Origin of the sequence: Paenarthrobacter sp. NPDC089675 (assembly GCF_044749185.1) — a bacterium.
Classification (GTDB): Bacteria; Actinomycetota; Actinomycetes; order Actinomycetales; family Micrococcaceae; genus Arthrobacter.
The window spans coordinates 732,093-749,335 of record NZ_JBIVHM010000002.1; the positions used below are offsets into that span (position 1 = coordinate 732,093).

Sequence of the window (17,243 nt, forward strand, 5' to 3'; positions counted from 1 at the left end):
TGAGTGCCGGGCGCCGGACGTTCAGCTGTGGGCCCTGCCGCTGACGCGTGACAAATCGGCCGCACCTATCATGCCGGCGGCGGGGCCGAGGGCGGCAAGCTCGATGCGCGCCATTGGCCGGAAGCCCCTGCCTGTCAGGTTCCTGGCGAAGGTTTCCCGTGCAGGGTCGGCCAGCAGGTCGCCGGCATCGCACAACCCACCGCCAATGACAAACATTCCCGGGTCCAGCGCGGCCGCCAGGTTGGCCAGCCCGAGTCCCAGCCACTCGCCCTGATCGGCGATCAGTTCCCTGGAAGTGGCGTCCCCCGCGAGGGCAAGGGCCGTAACTGCTGCTCCCGTGATGCTGTCCGCCGTTCCGCCGGCCTTACGCAGAAGCCCGCGGCCTTCGGGCGAGTTGGTTTTTACCAGTTGGCGGGCTTCCCTGCCAAGGGCGTTCCCGGAGGCGTACTGCTCCCAGCATCCCCGGTTTCCGCATTCACAACGGTGGCCTCCGGGAAAGATGATCTGGTGCCCGAACTCACCTGCGACGCCATAGCGGCCGCGTTCCACCCGGCCATCCATGACCATCGCCCCACCGATCCCCGTCCCCAGGGTGATGCAGACGAGCCGGCTTTCACCCTGTCCGGCACCGAACCGCCACTCCGCCCAAGCGGCCGCATCGGCGTCGTTCGTCAACAGGACCGGGCGCCTGAGCAGGTTCTGGAGGCTTTCCCGGAGGGGCTCGTTACGCCAGGCGAGGTGGGGGCTGAACAGCACGGTCCCGCCGTCGAGGTCCATCCATCCGGCCGCACCGATCCCCACGGAAGCGATGCGGTGGTCACGGCCCAACTCGTCAACCAGCTCCACGATGGTGCGCTCTACGGCGCGCGGATCGGAGCCCGGAGTTGACCTGCGTGCCTCGGCGAGGACGCGCCCTTCTGCATCGACGACGCCGGCGGCAACCTTGGTGCCGCCGATGTCGATGCCGATGGCCAGGCCCCTCCGACCCAGATGACTCCTCCGGGCGGCCCACGGGACGTCCCTTAAGGCAGCGGCGGGAGGCCGGAGCCAGGGACGGGAGCTTGACCGGAACTGTGGCATCCCACAATCCTATTCCGCGGCCCCTCGCAGCCCTTCATCGGCTGCGCTTCATGGCATGAAGTTGCTCCAAATGGGGCCTTCTCCGTAAAGTTACTCGCCAGTAGGTGAAATCGGACACACCTCCGCGAGTGGGCATACTAGAGTGGAAAGCGCCCCCTCGTGGCCCGTGGATATCAAAGGAGCTACCGTGCGTGAAATCAGTGTTCCTCCCCTCGTCAAAGTCGCCCCTGAAACCAACATCACGGACTTCGTCGTCCGGGAAGCCGCAAAGGCATCCAACCCGGCGCTCTTTTCCAAGCTGGACGGCAGCGGGCAATGGCAGGACATCCGCGCCACGGACTTCCTCGCCGACGTCAAGTCCCTCGCAAAAGGCCTCATGGCAAGCGGCGTTGGTGCCGGTGACCGTGTGGGCATCATGTCAAGGACGCGTTATGAGTGGTCCCTGGTGGACTTCGCCATCTGGTTCGCCGGAGCCGTTTCGGTCCCGATCTATGAAACATCCTCCCCCTCTCAGGTGGCTTGGAACCTTGGCGACTCCGGTGCCGTCGCGGCGTTCGGCGAGGCCGCCCACCACGAGGACATCATCCGCCAGGCGGTTGCGGCGGAGGACATCAGCGCAGTAGCGCATGTTTGGCAGCTCGAAGGCGGCGGCCTGGACGCCCTGCGCACCGCAGGAACCGGCGTCAGCGACGACGAACTCGAGGCCCGCCGCTCGGCGGCCGGCCTCACCGACCTCGCAACCATCATTTACACCTCCGGCACCACCGGCCGGCCCAAAGGCTGTGAACTGACGCACGGAAACTTCGTGGAGCTTTCCGAGAACGCCAGGGCCTCACTCGGCGAAATCATCAACGAGGATGCCAAGACCATCATGTTCCTGCCTTTGGCCCACGTTTTTGCGCGGTTCATCTCCGTGCTCGCCGTGGCCGGAGGCGTCAAGGTGGCGCACACGCCGGACATCAAGAACCTCCTGGGCGACCTCCAGAGTTTCCAGCCCACCTTCATCCTGGCCGTGCCCCGCGTCTTCGAAAAGGTCTACAACTCCGCGCTGACCAAGGCTGAGGATGGCGGAAAGGGAGCCATCTTCCACCGCGCTGTGGATACGGCCATCGAATATTCCAAGGCACGCCAGTCCGGCTCCCTGGGCCTTGGCTTGAAGATCAAGCACACCATTTTCGACAAACTCGTCTATGGGAAGCTCAGGGCCGCCATGGGTGGCCAGGTGGCCCACGCCGTTTCGGGCGGAGGGCCTCTGGGCGAACGCCTGGGCCACTTCTTCCAAGGCATCGGCCTGCAGATCCTTGAGGGTTACGGCCTCACGGAGACCACGGCACCTATCTCGGTGAACACGCCCTCGATGATCAAGATCGGCACGGTAGGGGCGCCCCTTCCGGGCAACGCCGTAAAGATTGCCGACGACGGCGAAATCCTCGCCAAGGGCGTCTGCGTCATGCGGGGTTACTACAAGCGGGAAGACCTGATGGCCGAGACCTTCACTGACGGTTGGTTCCGCACCGGGGACATCGGAGAACTGGACAGCAACGGTTTCCTCAAAATCACCGGCCGGAAGAAGGAAATCATCGTCACCGCCGGTGGCAAGAATGTGGTTCCCGCGCTGCTGGAGGACCAGATCCGAGCCGACGCACTCGTATCCCAGGTGCTGGTGGTGGGCGACAACCGCCCGTTCATCGGCGCGCTGGTGACCCTGGACGAAGAAGCCTTGCCGGGTTGGCTGGAGCGGCACGGGTTGCCGGGCTCCACAACACTGGAAGAGGCAACGGAAAACGCGGCGGTGAAGGCCGCGGTCCAGGAGCTCATCAACAAGGCGAACCAGTCCGTTTCCCAAGCCGAGGCCATCAAGTCTTTCCGGATTGTCTCGTCGGACTTCACGGAGGCCTCCGGCCACCTGACCCCATCACTGAAGGTCAAGCGCGCCCAGGTGATGAAGGACTTCGATACGGTCATCGAGGAAATGTACTCAGCACCCCGCCCCTCGTAGGCTCCAATGAAAAGAACCCCGCCGGGAATCCTCCCGGCGGGGTTCTTTCGCTTTCGCGGCTAGCCGACCACCAGCAGGAGGTCTCCGCCCTGGACCTGCTCCACTGCGGAGATCGCCAGGCGGGAAACAGTACCCGCAACAGGGGTAGTGATGGAGGCTTCCATCTTCATGGCCTCGATCGTGGCAACGGTGTCGCCTGCCTTGACTTCGTCCCCTACCTTGACGGTTACAGTGACAGCGCCGGCAAACGGTGCGGCAACCTGCCCCGGCTGGGCAGGGTCTGCCTTCTCTGCGGCCTTGACGTTGCTGACCACGGAGCGGTCGCGGACAACGACAGGGCGGGACTGGCCGTTCAGCGTACACATGACCGTACGCATGCCTTTCTCGTCCGGGTCCGAGACGGCTTCGAGCTGGGCGATCAGGCGAACACCCTTCTCAAGCTCGATGACGTGTTCGGCACCCCGCTGGAGTCCGTACAGGTAATCGCGGGTGTCGAGCACGGAGATGTTGCCGTAAGTGTCAACGCTCTTCTGATAGTCCTTGGTGGGACCAGCAAACAGAAGCCGGTTCAGCGTCTGCTGGCGCGTCTTCGAGTCGGACTTGAGGGCAGCACTGTCTTCGGCGCTGATCTCAACGTCGCGCACCTTGACGCTCCTGCCCTGGAGGGCCTTGGTGCGGAAGGGCTCAGGCCAGCCTCCGGGAGGATCACCGAGCTCGCCTGACAGGAAACCGATTACGGAATCCGGGATGTCGTAGTTTTGCGGGTTCTCGTTGAAGTCCGCAGGATCTGCGTTCAGGCCCACCAGGTGGAGGGCGAGGTCACCAACGACCTTCGAAGACGGGGTCACCTTGACCAAGTGGCCGAGGATGCGGTCCGCAGCCGTGTACATGTCCTCAATGGCTTCGAACTGCTCGCCGAGGCCCAGTGCGATCGCCTGCTGCCGCAGGTTGGACAACTGGCCACCCGGGATCTCGTGCTGGTAGACCCGGCCTGTGGGACCGGGCAGTCCGGACTCGAACGGCGCATAGACGCGGCGGACAGCCTCCCAGTAGGGTTCGAGCGCCCCGACGTTCTGCAAGCTGAGGCCGGTGTCCCGCGGCGTGTTCGCGAGTGCGGCCACCAGTGCAGAGGCTGCGGGCTGGCTGGTGGTCCCGGCCAGGGATGCTGCGGCGACGTCTACGGCATCGACGCCGGCATCCACAGCTGCGAGCAGCGTCGCGAGCTGGCCACCGGCAGTGTCGTGCGTGTGCAGGTGCACGGGAAGATCGAACCGCTCGCGGAGTGCGGAGACCAGCTTTGCCGCGGCTGCGGGACGCAACAGGCCCGCCATGTCCTTGATCGCAAGGATGTGGGCGCCGGCGTCCACGATCTTCTGGGCAAGGTCCAGGTAGTAGTCGAGGGTGTAGAGCTTCTCTTCAGGGTCCAGGAGGTTGCCCGTGTAGCAGAGTGCAACCTCAGCCACCGCAGTTCCCGTCGCCCGGACGGCCCGAATGGCAGGTGCCATCTGGTTCACGTCGTTGAGGGCGTCGAAAATACGGAAGATGTCGATACCGGTGGCGGCGGCCTCGTTGACGAAGGCTTCGGTCACCTCTTCCGGGTACGGCGTGTACCCCACGGTGTTGCGGCCGCGGAGGAGCATCTGGATACAGGTATTGGGCAGGGCCTGGCGCAAAGCAGCCAAACGGTCCCAAGGGTCCTCGCCCAGGAAGCGAAGCGCGACGTCGTAAGTAGCACCGCCCCAGGCTTCAACGGACAGCAACTCGGGCATCAAAGCCGTCACCGCCGGACCGGCCGCGACGAGGTCGCGGGTGCGGACGCGCGTGGCCAGGAGGGACTGGTGGGCATCACGGAACGTGGTGTCCGTGACGGCAACGGCGTTCTGCTCACGAAGTGCCTTGGCAAATCCTTCCGGCCCAAGTTCCAGCAGACGTTGGCGCGAACCCGACGATGGCACGGGACCGTCGATCACGGGAAGCTTACTGGCGGGATCCGAATGGACCGTCAGTTCGCCGTTGGGCTTGTTCACCGTAACGTCGGCGAGCCACGTCAGGAGCTTGGTGCCACGGTCGGCCGAGATGTGCGACTTCAGCAGCTCGGGACGCTTGTCGATGAAGTCCGTGGCAACATTGCCCGCGTTGAAGTCGGGGTCGGCCAAGACGGCCTGCAGGAACGGGATGTTGGTGGATACACCGCGGATACGGAATTCTGCCAGGCCACGGCGTGCACGGGCAACGGCCGCCGGATAGTCCCGCCCGCGGCATGTCAGCTTCACCAGCATGGAGTCGAAGTGGGGGCTGATCTCGGCACCCGAGTAGACCGTACCGCCGTCGAGCCGGACGCCTGCGCCACCCGCCGAACGGTAACCGGTGATCTTTCCGACGTCGGGACGGAAGCCATTGGCGGGGTCCTCGGTGGTGATGCGGCACTGGAGCGCCGCACCCTTGATGGCAACGGATTCCTGGCTGAGTCCGAGATCCGCGAGGGTCTCTCCCGAGGCAATCCGCATCTGGGCCTGGACCAGGTCAACGTCCGTGATTTCCTCGGTCACCGTGTGCTCAACCTGGATGCGGGGGTTCATTTCAATGAAGACGTGCTGGCCGGCCCTGGCACCTTCGGTGTCCACGAGGAACTCAACAGTTCCGGCATTGACGTAGTTCAGTGCCTTCGCAAAAGCGACGGCGTCACGGTAGAGGGCCTGGCGGATGTTCTCGTCCAGGTTCGGGGCCGGAGCGATCTCCACCACTTTCTGGTGGCGGCGTTGGAGCGAACAGTCGCGCTCAAAGAGGTGCATGACGTTGCCCTCGGCATCCGCAAGAATCTGCACTTCGATGTGGCGCGGACGCAGGACGGCCTGCTCCAGGAACATCGTTGGGTCACCGAAAGCCGCGTCCGCTTCACGCATGGCGGACTGCAGTGCCTCCGGCAAGGCTTCCCGGGTTTCGACCCGGCGCATGCCGCGACCGCCACCCCCGGCCACAGCCTTGGCAAAAATAGGGAAACCGATCTCATCCGCTGCGGCAATAAGTTCGTCCAGGTCCTTGGAGGGCTTGCTGGACTTCAGGACGGGAACACCGGCCTTGCGCGCCGCTTCCAAGGCAGCAACCTTGTTTCCGGCCAGTTCCAGGACTTCGGCGGGAGGACCGACGAACGTGATGCCCGCGGCCTTGGCCGCACGGGCGAGGTCCGGGTTCTCGGACAGGAAACCGTAACCGGGGTAGATGGCGTCAGCGCCGGCTTCCTTGGCGACGCGGACAACCTCCTCCACGTCAAGGTACGCGCGGACAGGGTGGCCCACCTCGCCGATCAGGTAGGCCTCGTCGGCTTTCTGCCGGTGGATCGAGTTACGGTCCTCATGCGGAAAGACGGCTACGGTCTTGGCGCCCAGTTCATAACCAGCGCGAAACGCCCTGATCGCGATTTCTCCGCGATTGGCCACCAGAATTTTCGAAAACATACTTCTCCTGCATCATTGCGGGTGGATCGGTCGGTGGTCACAGTGTGAAGTGCCACCAGCATCAAACACAAATCTTTGTGGCAACCATCACAATGGAATCGTCATCTGCAGTGTATATAGGCACGCGCCTACGCACAGCATGCTATTGCCCCGCCATTCCCCAAGGGAACGGGCGCGTAGAAAGCAGGAAACCGAGGCCATGCAACATATGATGTTCAGGGGGCTTCGGCAAGCCCCGGCTCCGGGACGATCGGAGCAGAAAACAGCGCGATACGGCAACCGGCGTTAGGTTTTGGGTTTTCAAGTGCAAGTAGTCAGCATCAGCAGCCTCAAAGGCGGCGTGGGAAAGACATCCGTAACCACCGGCCTCGCCTCAGCGGCCCTCGCAGCCGGAATTCCTACGCTGGTGGTGGACCTCGATCCGCACGCTGATGCCACCACCGCACTGGGCGTCCAGCCCAACGGCAAACTCGATATCGGCCGCATGCTGAAAAGCCCACGCAAGGCAAGGCTTCCCGAGAACGTCTCAAGCAGCAGCTGGGTCTCCAACGGTTCCAGCGACGGCACCTTGGACGTAGCGGTGGGATCGGCCTTGACCGGAATCTACGACCGCCCGGACCTTGGACGCCGCGATCTTCGCAGGCTGTCTGCCGTCCTGTCGGGTACCAGCAACTACGAGCTCATCCTGGTGGACTGCCCTCCCTCCCTCAATGGGCTGACCCGCATGGCCTGGAGCGCCAGCGACCGCGTGGTCCTTGTGGCTGAGCCCGGTCTGTTTTCTGTGGCCGGAACGGAGCGCACAATGCGCGCAATCCAGCTGTTCCGCCAGGAATTCGCGCCCAACCTGGCTCCTGCCGGGATCGTGGCAAACCGCGTGCGGACGGGTTCTTCCGAACACACGTTCCGGCTGGCGGAGATGGAGTCCATGTTCGGCGACCTCCTGCTGAGCCCGCACATCCCCGAACAAGCCAACTGGCAGCAAATCCAGGGTGCAGCACATTCCGTCCACCACTGGCCGGGCGATTCAGCCAAGAACTCCGCAAAGTTGTTCGACGAGTTGCTCCAGAGCCTCCTCAACGGCCAGGGTTCCCTGCGTGACCGAAGGCAGCGGTAGCACCTGACCAGTTGACAGGCGGTCCCGCTGCGGAAGAAGAATTCAGTTGGGCACAAAGAAGCCGCTTTCCTCAACGGAGGAAAGCGGCTCTACTCTCGGGGTCCGTCCGGGCGTTCGGGTGGACACCCTAACTGATACGGCGGGCCACCCTGCGCTTGCTCAACTCGTCGTCGGGAAACGACTGCTCGGCAGCGTGCTCACTGGGCAACGCGGCGAGGCTTCCTTCGACCTCCCGCCAGACACGCCCAACAGCAATTCCAAAAACTCCTTGGCCTCCCTGGACGAGGTCAATGACTTCGTCGGCCGACGTGCATTCATACACACTGGCACCGTCGCTCATGAGGGTGATCTGAGCAAGATCCTCTACACCACGTTCGCGAAGATGCTCAACGGCGGTCCGGATCTGCTGCAGGGAAACGCCCGTATCCAGGAGCCGCTTGACGACTTTGAGGACCAGGATGTCACGGAAACCGTACAGCCGCTGGGAACCGGAACCTGCGGCTCCGCGAACGGCAGGTTCAACCAAGCCGGTGCGGGCCCAGTAGTCCAGTTGGCGGTAGGTAATGCCGGCAGCCTTGCATGCGGTGGGACCGCGGTAACCGGCGTCCTCGTCCAGCACGGGAAGGTCTTCTGTGAAGAGCAACCCTTGGGCGCCGGACGCGGGCGCAGCAATACCGGTCGAGGCCTGCTTCAGCTCGCCTGCTTCGCCTTTCGGACTCACGTGACCTCCTTGTTGTCAGTTCCCTTGGGGACGGTGCATAACACTGGACACAACGATGAAAATCAGTCGTGTAATTCCCACAAGTCCGCACTTTCCAGTGTGACTTGCGCCGGCAGTGTATGCAACGGGAACTTGATACTTCGACGTTAGGCCGGTAAGCGCCCGAGGTCAAAGACGTTGGGTCCGAAAAATGGTCGTGTCGAAAGTTTCACCCTCGACTTTAGGCTTAGGGTGGTTCAGCCTTCGAAATCTTCAGGCTCGACGTCGTCCAGGAACTCGCGGAAGCGGCGCATCTCGCGCTCCTCGTCCACGCTCGGGGCAGCCTCGGCGTCCTCCCCCTCATCATGTTCCGTAATCCGGACGCCGGCTTCCTCCATCACGGCATCGGCGCACCAGATCCGGCATTTTGCCCTTAGCGCCAAAGCCAGCGCATCCGACGCCCGCGAACTCACCACGGTACCGTCGTCGAACTGGAGTTGACCGTAGAAGATGTTGTCTTCCACGGCCACGATGTTGACGCTGATGATCGCGTGGCCCAACGCCTCCACAACATCCACAAGGAGATCGTGCGTCATGGGGCGCGGCGGAACCACTCCCTGCTGTGCAAGCGCGATGGCGCTGGCCTCGGGCGTGCCGATCCAAATGGGTACGTGCCGCTCGCCCTTGATCTCCCGGAGGAGCACCAGTGGCTGGTTGGACGGCAGCTCGATGCGGACACCAACAATTTCAACTTCGATCATCAGCTGTCCATCCGTGAGATGCGGTCGTGGACGAGCGCCCTGTGCAGGGTCAGGCAGAGGTCGCTGATTTCGCGCGCGGCCTCGGCGGCACGAGCCTGGGAGGCCGCGTCCTTGCGCGAGGTCAACGGCGCGACGGCGCGTTCCACCAGCCCGAACTCACGATCGGCTGCCGCTTGGAACGGCCGGAGGTGACGCGGCTCCAAGCCGTGAACCTCCAACTGGACACATGCACGCGCCACCTGCAGTGCGTGTTCGTCGAACTTGCCCCCAACATGGCCGATCAGCCCGAAACTCAACAGGGACTCAAGAAGGGGAACACTGGCACCCGACTCCGCGCGGAGCTGCTCTTCGGTAAGGGTACGGGCGCGCCCATGGATCTCCGCGGCCATCTCCGCCGTTACCGCCCTGGGCGAGACCGTAACTCCAGGAGGCAGGTTGTCGGGGCGTTCACCGCGGTCGATCGCATCGAGGTAGTCCTTGATGACTTTGAGCGGCAGGTATTGGTCCCGCTGGAGGGCAAGGACAAAGCGGAGGCGCTCCACGTCGCCGTCCGCATACTGCCTGTAACCGGCTGGAGTCCGCTTGGGGTTGATCAACCCCTTTTCCTCAAGGAAACGAATCTTGGACGCAGTCATTCCAGGGAAATCGTCGCTCAGCTGAGCCAGGACTTCCCCAATGTTAAGGACCTGCGGTCCGCGACGTTCCGGCTGGGCCATTGCCACAGGCAGGTTCCCCCGGGATCAGACTTGGCCCGCCGGGCGGCCAGGGCTCAGGTAATAGGTCAGCCGGAACTTGCCGATTTGGACCTCGTTGCCGCTCTTGAGCTGCACGCGGTCCACTCGGTCGTGGTTGACGTAGGTGCCGTTGAGGCTACCCATGTCCACCAGTTCAAAGCCGGCGGGTGTGCGGTGGAATTCGACATGCTTCCGGGAAACCGTGACGTCGTCCAGGAAGATGTCAGCGTCCGGGTGCCGACCTGCCGTGGTCGTGTCCGCGTCCAGCAGGAAGCGGGCGCCGGCGTTGGGGCCGCTGTGCGCGATGAGCAGAGCAGAGTCCGGGGGCAAGGCGTCCACGGAGGCGCGTTCTTCCGGCGCCAGCTTGGGTGCGATGCTCGGCTCATCCCAGGTTGGCGTGATGCTGATCGAGGTGGTCTCCGACGTGGGCTGTTCCTCCGCGCCGTTCCCGACATTGGCTTGGTTCTTGTCGCCGCCAACCATGGAAATTCCTCCTCATCCGCCGGCAGTCCACAACGTGCCGGCAACATCCACCTCCCGGTACCGCCGGGCAAATCGGTTCCCGGCCCGCCCTCCCGGGTTTCCCGTAACGGGAAATACGGCCGGGCGGGCCAGATGACTTTAGCCTACCTGTTGTTCGTACTCCGATGCACTGAGCAGGGAGTCTACTGCGTCAGCTTCAGCTGGTTTTACTTCAAAAAGCCAGCCTTCACCGTAAGGATCAGAGTTAATGAGGGCCGGGTCCGAGTCCAGGGAGTCATTCCGGCTAACCACTTCACCGGAAATTGGTGCGTAGATGTCGCTGACACTCTTGGTCGATTCGACTTCGCCGACCACGTCATTGCCGGTTATTTTGGTTCCCGGTTCCGGCATCTGGGCGTAAACGACGTCACCGAGGGCGTCCTGGGCGAAATCCGTGATGCCAACACGCACCACTCCATCGGCATCCGGTGCCGAAACCCATTCGTGTTCTGCAGTGTAGGAAAGATCGGCTGGAATGTTGCTCATGGGTCGCCTTTCATCGGGACGGTTATTGACCTCGACGGCGGCCCGGGCGTCCGGCCACCGGTGAAAGTATAGGCATAAGTGCCGCGACGCCAGCAGGTCCTGCGGTGTTTCATTCGGAACTGAAACGCACTCCCCCGCAACCGGGCAGCGTCAGCTGACCGTGACCGCCTGCGCTTCGCTTTCGACGTCGGAAGTCGCACCGGTGCGGGATGCGTTGCTGCGCTTTGCAGCCCATGCGGCGGTGACCATGACCGCCAAGGCCGCCACCGTAATTCCCGCTCCAGCCCACACCGGAGAGGTGTACCCGAGTCCCGCAGTGATGGTTACGCCACCGAGCCAGGCTCCGAGGGCATTACCGAGATTGAACGCGCCGATATTCGCGCCCGAAGCCAAGGTCGGAGCTGTTGCGGCGAAGTGCATGACACGCATCTGCAGGCCTGGGACGGTGGCGAAGCCGAAGCCCCCCATCAGGGCGAGCGAGACGAGCGTGGCGATGCCGTTGGATGCCGTTAGTGCGAAGAAGACCAGGACCAGGACCAGGCCACCGAGTATCACGATCAAGGATTTATCGAGGGCCTTGTCAGCGGCCTTGCCGCCCAGGAAGTTGCCGACGAACAATCCGCCGCCGAAAAGCACGAGGAGCCAAGGAACAGCGCCCGCTGCAAATCCGGAAACTTCGGTCAACGTGAAGGCAATGTAGGTGAACGCGCCAAACATCCCGCCGAACCCCAGGATGGTGACCACAATGGAGAGCCACACTTGGCCGTTCCGGAAAGCACCAAGTTCACTGCGGAGGCTTTTCACGTTATCCGCACCCTGCTTCGGAACCATCAGGGCAATGCCGATGAGCGCCAGGGCACCGATCGCGGTGATGGCCCAGAACGTGGAGCGCCAGCCCAAGTGCTGGCCAAGCAGGGTGCCAAAGGGTACCCCCAGCACGTTGGCCGCCGTGAGCCCGGTGAACATAATGGCGATGGCGCTTGCCTTTTTGTGTGCGGGAACCAGGCCCGCGGCCACCACTGAGCCGATACCGAAGAAGGCTCCATGGCACAGTGCTGCGACGATGCGCCCAATAAGCATCATCGTGTAGCCGTCGGCCACGGCAGAGAGGAAGTTGCCTGCAATGAACAGAACCAGCAGGCCCATGAGGACCGGCTTCCGGGGCAGGCGGGTGACAGCGGCCGTGACGAGTAGCGCGCCGACCGTGACACTCAGGGCGTAGCCGGAGATGAACCAACCGGCAGACGCTTCGCTGACCCTGAAGTCTGTTGCAACTTCGGGCAAGAGGCCCATGATGACGAACTCGGTCAATCCGATGCCGAAGCCGCCGAGGGCAAGGGCTATCAACCCTGCGGGCATGTGGAACTCCTTCAATGGGGCGGTTTCCCGGGAAAGTGGAAGGGCGCCGTCGGGAACCGTAGAATAATAGTTGCAGACGCTGTATATATAGTTGCACACGCTAGATAATTGCGCAAGCAACTACTTTGCTCGTCTTCGACCAGACTCAATCCAGGCAGGAGCACAAAAACATGGGCATCAAGGATGACGCCGTAGAAGTCCGGGCACAGGGATGGCGTACCCTTGCCGCCCTGCACGGGAGCATCGAAGCGGAACTCGAGAAGGCACTTCAGGCCTCGAGTGAGCTATCCGTCGTGGAGTACACGGTGCTCGATGCCTTGAGCCGGCAGGACGGCTGGCACATGCGCATGCAGCAGCTGGCACGGGCCACGGCTCTCTCAAGCAGCGCCACCACCAGGCTTGTCAACCGACTGGAGGACCGCGGCCTGCTCACGAGGATTCTCTGCGCAGACGACCGCCGCGGCATCTATACGGAATTGACCCAGGCGGGTCAGAAGTTGCTCGTGGACGCCAAGCCGGTCCACGACGACACGCTCGAATCGGCTTTATCGGCGGCAGGCCAGGTCCCTGAGCTTGAACCGTTGGTCAAAGCACTGGGGGCACTGCAGCAGGCCTGAACCGAAGCCGCGCAGAAGTCACGCGGCGGTTGGACCCGCGGTACAACGACCAAAGGCCGGAATCACGTGTTTCCACGTGATTCCGGCCTTTTTGGTCGGGCTGACAGGATTTGAACCTGCGACCCCTTGACCCCCAGTCAAGTGCGCTACCAAGCTGCGCTACAGCCCGCTGGTTCCACCGTTCTCCGCCCAGGTTGTCCTCCGAAGATTCCCACCTAAGCAGTCCGGCCGAACCACCTCCAAAAGCTTACACGAAGTTGGAGGGTGCTTATGCCATCAGAGCCAAAGTCGGCTGTGATGCCCGTCTCATTTACTTCTTCTTGCCCCGCTTTTCGCGCACGCGCATGCTGACCTCGATGGGAGTGCCCTCGAAGCCAAACGTCTCGCGAAGGCGGCGCGTGATGAAGCGGCGGTATCCGGGATCCAGGAACCCGGTAGTGAACAGCACGAACTTCGGCGGACGGCTGGACGCCTGCGTGCCGAACAGAATACGGGGCTGCTTGCCGCCACGGACCGGGTGCGGGTGTGCAGCAACGAGTTCGCCAAGGAAGGCATTGAGGCGCCCCGTGGGAATACGCCGGTCCCAACTCTCCAAGGCCTTGTCCAGGGCAGGCACCAGACGGTCCTTGTGCCAGCCGGTCTTGGCCGAAATGTTGACCCTCGGCGCCCATTCGACGTGTGCGAGGTCCTGCTCGATTTCACGCTCGAGGTAGCGACGGCGCTCATCATCAAGCAAGTCCCACTTGTTGAAGGCAAGCACCAGCGCGCGGCCGGATTCGATGGCCAACTGAAGGATGCGGACATCCTGCTCGCTGAGCACCTCATCGACGGCAAGGAGCACGACGGCGACCTCCGCCTTTTCGAGGGCGGCCTGCGTCCGGAGGGAAGCATAGAAGTCTGCACCCTGGGCCATGTGCTGGCGGCGGCGGATACCAGCCGTGTCAACGAAGCGCCACGTCCTGTCCCCCAGTTCGATGAACTCGTCCACGGGGTCGCGGGTGGTTCCAGCCAGCGGGTCCACGACCACTCGCTCGGAACCTGCCAGTTTGTTCAGGAGGGAGGACTTGCCAACGTTCGGACGCCCGATCAGCGCGATACGGCGAGGGCCGCCTGAGCGGTCAACGCCCTCCACCTGGGAGAACTCCGGAAGCGTTTCGATGACGTGGTCCAGGAGGTCAGCCACACCGCGGCCATGCAAGGCCGAAACGGGATAGGGCTGGCCGAAACCGAGGCCCCACAATGCAGCGGAATCGGCTTCCTGCGCAAAATCGTCAACCTTGTTGGCCACCATGATGACAGGCTTCTTGCTCTTGCGGAGCATCTTCATGACGCCCTCGTCCGTGGCGGTAGCGCCCACGGCCGAGTCGACGACGAACAGGACCGCGTCAGCGAGTTCAACGGCCATCTCGGCCTGGTCGGCCACACGGGCATGGATGCCCTTGGCGTCGTGCTCCCACCCACCGGTATCCACCAGGGTGAAGTTCTTGCCGTTCCAACGCGCGGAGTACATGACACGGTCGCGGGTCACACCTGGGGTGTCCTCCACAACCGCCTCACGGCGGCCCAGGATGCGGTTGACCAAGGTTGACTTGCCCACGTTGGGCCGTCCGATGATGGCCAGGACCGGATCAAGCTTCAGCGGACCTTCGTCGCCTTCGTCTTCGTAGTCGCCGCTGAGCAGGGCGGCGTCGTCCTCGTCCAGTTCGTAATCGTCCAGTCCGGCGCGGAGGGTGGCGGCGCGGAGCTCCGCTTCCTCATCGTCCAGGGCAGCCAGGTTTTCGGCCACCTGGTCGGTGCCGCTGGGCGTGTATTCGTCGTCGCCGGCGCCGTGGTGGCCGGATTTTTGAGTCGTATCGCTCATTGCACTTTTCCTTAGTGGTGGTCTGCCGGAACTCCGGCTGCTGCTGTGTTGCTGTGCTGCTGGGAAGGACCGGACGGAGGCCCTGAAGGCAGGGGTTGTCCCGTGTCCAGGACAGCTCGCCTAACGTGCGCTGCCAGGGCATCCCTGATGGTTGCTGCGGCCCTGTCCATTGAAGCACGCCCTGCCTCGCCCTTCCGGCGCTGCACCGTAAGTGGTTCGCCGAAGCTGACATACAGTTTCCTGCGCATGCTTGGGATGTGGTCCCTGTGCTCATGTCCGAGCCGGGTCCCCAGGATGGCTACCGGAATAACAGTGGCACCGGAGTTGATGGCCAGCCAGGCAACCCCGTTGCTGATGCTTTCCGCTGAGCCGCTCCCCCGCGTCCCCTCCGGCAGGATGCCCACGCACCTGCCGGCGTCTAGAATCTGCTTCGCAAGGTGGAGGGCGGAACGGTCGCCGGTCCGGTCAACCGCAATCTGGCCTGATGCCTTCAAAACCCTGCCCAGGAAACCCTTGAACATTTCTTTCTTGACAAGGATGTGCATTGGGCGGGGTGAGGCACCAAACATCACGGGGCCATCCAGGAAGCTGATGTGGTTTGCCGCGAAGATCACCGGACCAGCCACCGGAACGTTGCTTCTGCCCGAAACCACGGTCCGGTACAGGACATGGTCAAGGACCCAGCCGACGGGACGGCTCCACAGTCGGCTGCCTGCCGAGGGCATCTTGGAATCAGTCGCCATAGATGACCTTGCTGACGATCGCCAAGGCAGTATCCACCGTTTCCTCGAAGTCGAGATCGGAGGAATCCAGCGTCACCACGCCGTCGGCCGCCTGGGTGAAGTTGACTACGGTTGAGTCCTTGGCGTCCCGTTGGATGACCTGGGCGGCAAGCTGCTCCCTGGTTTGCGTTCCGCCCAGCTGGATACCACGACGGCGAAGCCTGGCTTCCTCACTGGCGGTCAGGAGCATTCGCACTTCTGCGCCCGGCGCAACGACGGTGGTGATGTCCCGGCCCTCAACCACCATGCGGTGGTGGTGCTGCTCGATGAGCTGGCGCTGGCGGCGGATCAGCTCCGTGCGCGCTCCAAGGGTGGTGGCAACGGCGCTCACGGAGGAGGAGATACGAGGTTCCCTGATCTCTTCGGTGATGTCGGTGCCGTCGACTGCCACGTACTCGATTGCGGCACTGGTACTGATCTCCAACGGCATGGTCTTGGAAGCCTGCTCCACCGCGCCGCCGTCCTGCAGGTCCACCCCGGTCTTGAGGCAATACCAGGTCAACGCACGGTACATCGCGCCGGTATCGAGGTACGCCAGTTTCAATCGACGGGCCACTTCCTTGCTCACGCTTGATTTGCCGGAGCCTGATGGACCGTCGATGGCAATCACCAGCGGCTTGCCGGGCCGGGCCACTGTCTCGGGGCCAAAGAATTCACGCGTCATTACTGCAGTACCCGCCATCCACGGTCAGTCAGTGCTTCTACCAGGAGATCGTGCTTGCTGGGCAGGACGGAAAGCTCCACCATGCCCACATTCTGTCCTGAGGAGTGATCCAGCCGGAGGTCCTCAAGGTTCACGCCGATCTCACCGATCTCGGTCAACAGGTGCGCAATCTGCCCGGGCCGGTCGTCGACCAGGATGGTGAGCCACGAATACGCCTGCGGAGGTCCGCCATGCTTCCCCGGAATACGGGCTTGGCCGGCATTGCCCTCGCTGATGAGCTGGGCCAGGTCAAGCCGTGCACCCGGAGCATTCGGCGCCTCGAGGGTACCTATCAAACGGTTGAGGTCCTCACGGACACCATGGAGGATCGAGACCACTTTTTCTGCGTTGCCACCGAGGATCTGGACCCACAATGTGGGGTCGCTGGCGGCAATGCGGGTGGTATCGCGCAGGCCGTTGCCCGCGAGCGATAACGCATGCAGCGGGGTGCCCTGGAGGCGGCTCGCCAGCAGGGAGGACATAATCTGCGGCAGGTGGGAGACCAGCGCCACGGCTTCATCATGTTCGTCCGCGGTGAACTGTGAAACGATCGCCCCCAGGTCCCCGGCCAGGGAACGTGCCGTTTGAATTGCCTCTCCCCCGGTTTCATCCGAGGGGCAGATGACCCATGGCATGGAGGTGAAGAGCTCGCCACGTGCTGCCACGGGGCCCGACTTCTCCCGGCCGGCCATGGGATGCGTGCCGACGTACCGGGTCAGGTCAACACCGCGTTCGCGAAGGTCGGCCTGGATAGCCGCCTTCACGCTGGCGATGTCCACCACCACTGCATCCGGATAGTCCGCCAAGGCCTTCTCAACAACGTCCGCCGTAACGTCCGGAGGAGCAGCGACAACCACCAATTGCGGTTGTTCCTGCAGTTCACTCAAAGGACGGCCGGCGCCGATGTCGACAGCCACGGCCTGGTTGGTGGGCGAGGTGTCGAACAGGAACACCGGAACACCCCGCCCGCGCAGGCCGAGGCCAATGCTGGCACCGAGCAAGCCCGTACCAAGAACCACGACGGGGCCGTCGAGATGACCCTTGCCGTGCGTGCGGAATGCCGACATGCC

At 63.2% G+C, this 17,243-nt stretch carries 15 protein-coding genes and 1 tRNA gene; 3 read left to right on the plus strand and 13 right to left on the minus strand.

Translation table 11 applies throughout. The features are described from left to right. Window positions 1–21: 21 nt before the first annotated feature. Window positions 22–1,080, minus strand: a complete 1,059-nt coding sequence (locus ACIPY2_RS07400) for an ROK family glucokinase (protein ID WP_400265701.1) — start codon at window positions 1,078–1,080, stop codon at window positions 22–24. 187 nt (window positions 1,081–1,267) lie between these two features. Here ACIPY2_RS07400 and ACIPY2_RS07405 point away from each other — a divergent pair, with 187 nt between their 5' ends. Continuing rightward, window positions 1,268–3,079: an AMP-dependent synthetase/ligase gene (locus ACIPY2_RS07405; RefSeq protein WP_400265702.1), complete on the plus strand. Its 1,812-nt coding sequence runs from the start codon at window positions 1,268–1,270 to the stop codon at window positions 3,077–3,079. Between the two features lie 59 nt (window positions 3,080–3,138). On the opposite strand, the gene ACIPY2_RS07410 is transcribed toward ACIPY2_RS07405, so the two are convergent. Further along, the gene (locus tag ACIPY2_RS07410) at window positions 3,139–6,534 is read right to left on the minus strand and encodes a pyruvate carboxylase (protein WP_400265703.1); all 3,396 of its coding nucleotides are present in this window, start codon (window positions 6,532–6,534) and stop codon (window positions 3,139–3,141) included. A 304-nt stretch (window positions 6,535–6,838) separates the two neighbouring features. On the opposite strand from ACIPY2_RS07410, the gene ACIPY2_RS07415 reads away from it, so the two are divergent. Then, entirely contained in the window at window positions 6,839–7,648 is an 810-nt protein-coding gene (locus ACIPY2_RS07415; protein WP_400265704.1) for a ParA family protein, read from the plus strand. A gap of 127 nt (window positions 7,649–7,775) precedes the next feature. Here ACIPY2_RS07415 and ACIPY2_RS07420 read toward each other — a convergent pair whose 3' ends face one another. The 6 genes from ACIPY2_RS07420 to ACIPY2_RS07445 form a co-directional block, all read right to left on the minus strand. Next, a complete protein-coding gene (locus ACIPY2_RS07420) occupies window positions 7,776–8,369 on the minus strand; it encodes a MerR family transcriptional regulator (protein ID WP_347110688.1) in 594 nt (197 codons plus the stop codon). A gap of 236 nt (window positions 8,370–8,605) precedes the next feature. Further along, window positions 8,606–9,109 (minus strand): bifunctional nuclease family protein, encoded by a 504-nt coding sequence (locus ACIPY2_RS07425; RefSeq protein WP_400265705.1) that lies wholly within the window; start codon window positions 9,107–9,109, stop codon window positions 8,606–8,608. Then, a complete protein-coding gene (locus tag ACIPY2_RS07430; RefSeq protein ID WP_400265706.1) occupies window positions 9,109–9,825 on the minus strand; it encodes a MerR family transcriptional regulator in 717 nt (238 codons plus the stop codon). The genes ACIPY2_RS07425 and ACIPY2_RS07430 overlap by 1 nt, the downstream gene beginning before the upstream one ends. Before the next feature lie 24 nt (window positions 9,826–9,849). Further along, complete coding sequence (locus tag ACIPY2_RS07435) at window positions 9,850–10,326, minus strand: FHA domain-containing protein (protein ID WP_347110687.1); 477 nt, start codon at window positions 10,324–10,326, stop codon at window positions 9,850–9,852. A gap of 138 nt (window positions 10,327–10,464) precedes the next feature. After that, window positions 10,465–10,851 carry a glycine cleavage system protein GcvH gene (gene gcvH, locus ACIPY2_RS07440; RefSeq protein ID WP_400265707.1) on the minus strand — a complete coding sequence of 129 codons (387 nt, stop codon included), beginning with the start codon at window positions 10,849–10,851 and terminating at the stop codon, window positions 10,465–10,467. Between the two features lie 150 nt (window positions 10,852–11,001). After that, window positions 11,002–12,210, minus strand: coding sequence for an MFS transporter (locus ACIPY2_RS07445; RefSeq protein WP_400265708.1), 1,209 nt, complete (start codon window positions 12,208–12,210; stop codon window positions 11,002–11,004). Window positions 12,211–12,380: 170 nt separating this feature from the next. On the opposite strand from ACIPY2_RS07445, the gene ACIPY2_RS07450 reads away from it, so the two are divergent. Then, the gene (locus ACIPY2_RS07450) at window positions 12,381–12,827 is read left to right on the plus strand and encodes a MarR family winged helix-turn-helix transcriptional regulator (RefSeq protein ID WP_400265709.1); all 447 of its coding nucleotides are present in this window, start codon (window positions 12,381–12,383) and stop codon (window positions 12,825–12,827) included. Between the two features lie 92 nt (window positions 12,828–12,919). Here ACIPY2_RS07450 and ACIPY2_RS07455 read toward each other — a convergent pair. The 5 genes from ACIPY2_RS07455 to ACIPY2_RS07475 all read right to left on the minus strand — a co-directional run bounded on the left by ACIPY2_RS07455 (window position 12,920) and on the right by ACIPY2_RS07475 (window position 17,240). Further along, window positions 12,920–12,996 (minus strand) — tRNA-Pro (locus ACIPY2_RS07455). A gap of 141 nt (window positions 12,997–13,137) precedes the next feature. Further along, window positions 13,138–14,688: a ribosome biogenesis GTPase Der gene (der, locus tag ACIPY2_RS07460; protein ID WP_400265710.1), complete on the minus strand. Its 1,551-nt coding sequence runs from the start codon at window positions 14,686–14,688 to the stop codon at window positions 13,138–13,140. Between the two features lie 11 nt (window positions 14,689–14,699). Beyond that, window positions 14,700–15,431 (minus strand): lysophospholipid acyltransferase family protein, encoded by a 732-nt coding sequence (locus ACIPY2_RS07465; protein WP_400265711.1) that lies wholly within the window; start codon window positions 15,429–15,431, stop codon window positions 14,700–14,702. Continuing rightward, a complete protein-coding gene (cmk, locus tag ACIPY2_RS07470) occupies window positions 15,421–16,134 on the minus strand; it encodes a (d)CMP kinase (RefSeq protein WP_400265712.1) in 714 nt (237 codons plus the stop codon). The genes ACIPY2_RS07465 and cmk overlap by 11 nt, the downstream gene beginning before the upstream one ends. Next, entirely contained in the window at window positions 16,134–17,240 is a 1,107-nt protein-coding gene (locus ACIPY2_RS07475) for a prephenate dehydrogenase (RefSeq protein WP_400265713.1), read from the minus strand. Before ACIPY2_RS07475 ends, cmk begins: the two co-directional genes overlap by 1 nt. Window positions 17,241–17,243: the final 3 nt, after the last annotated feature.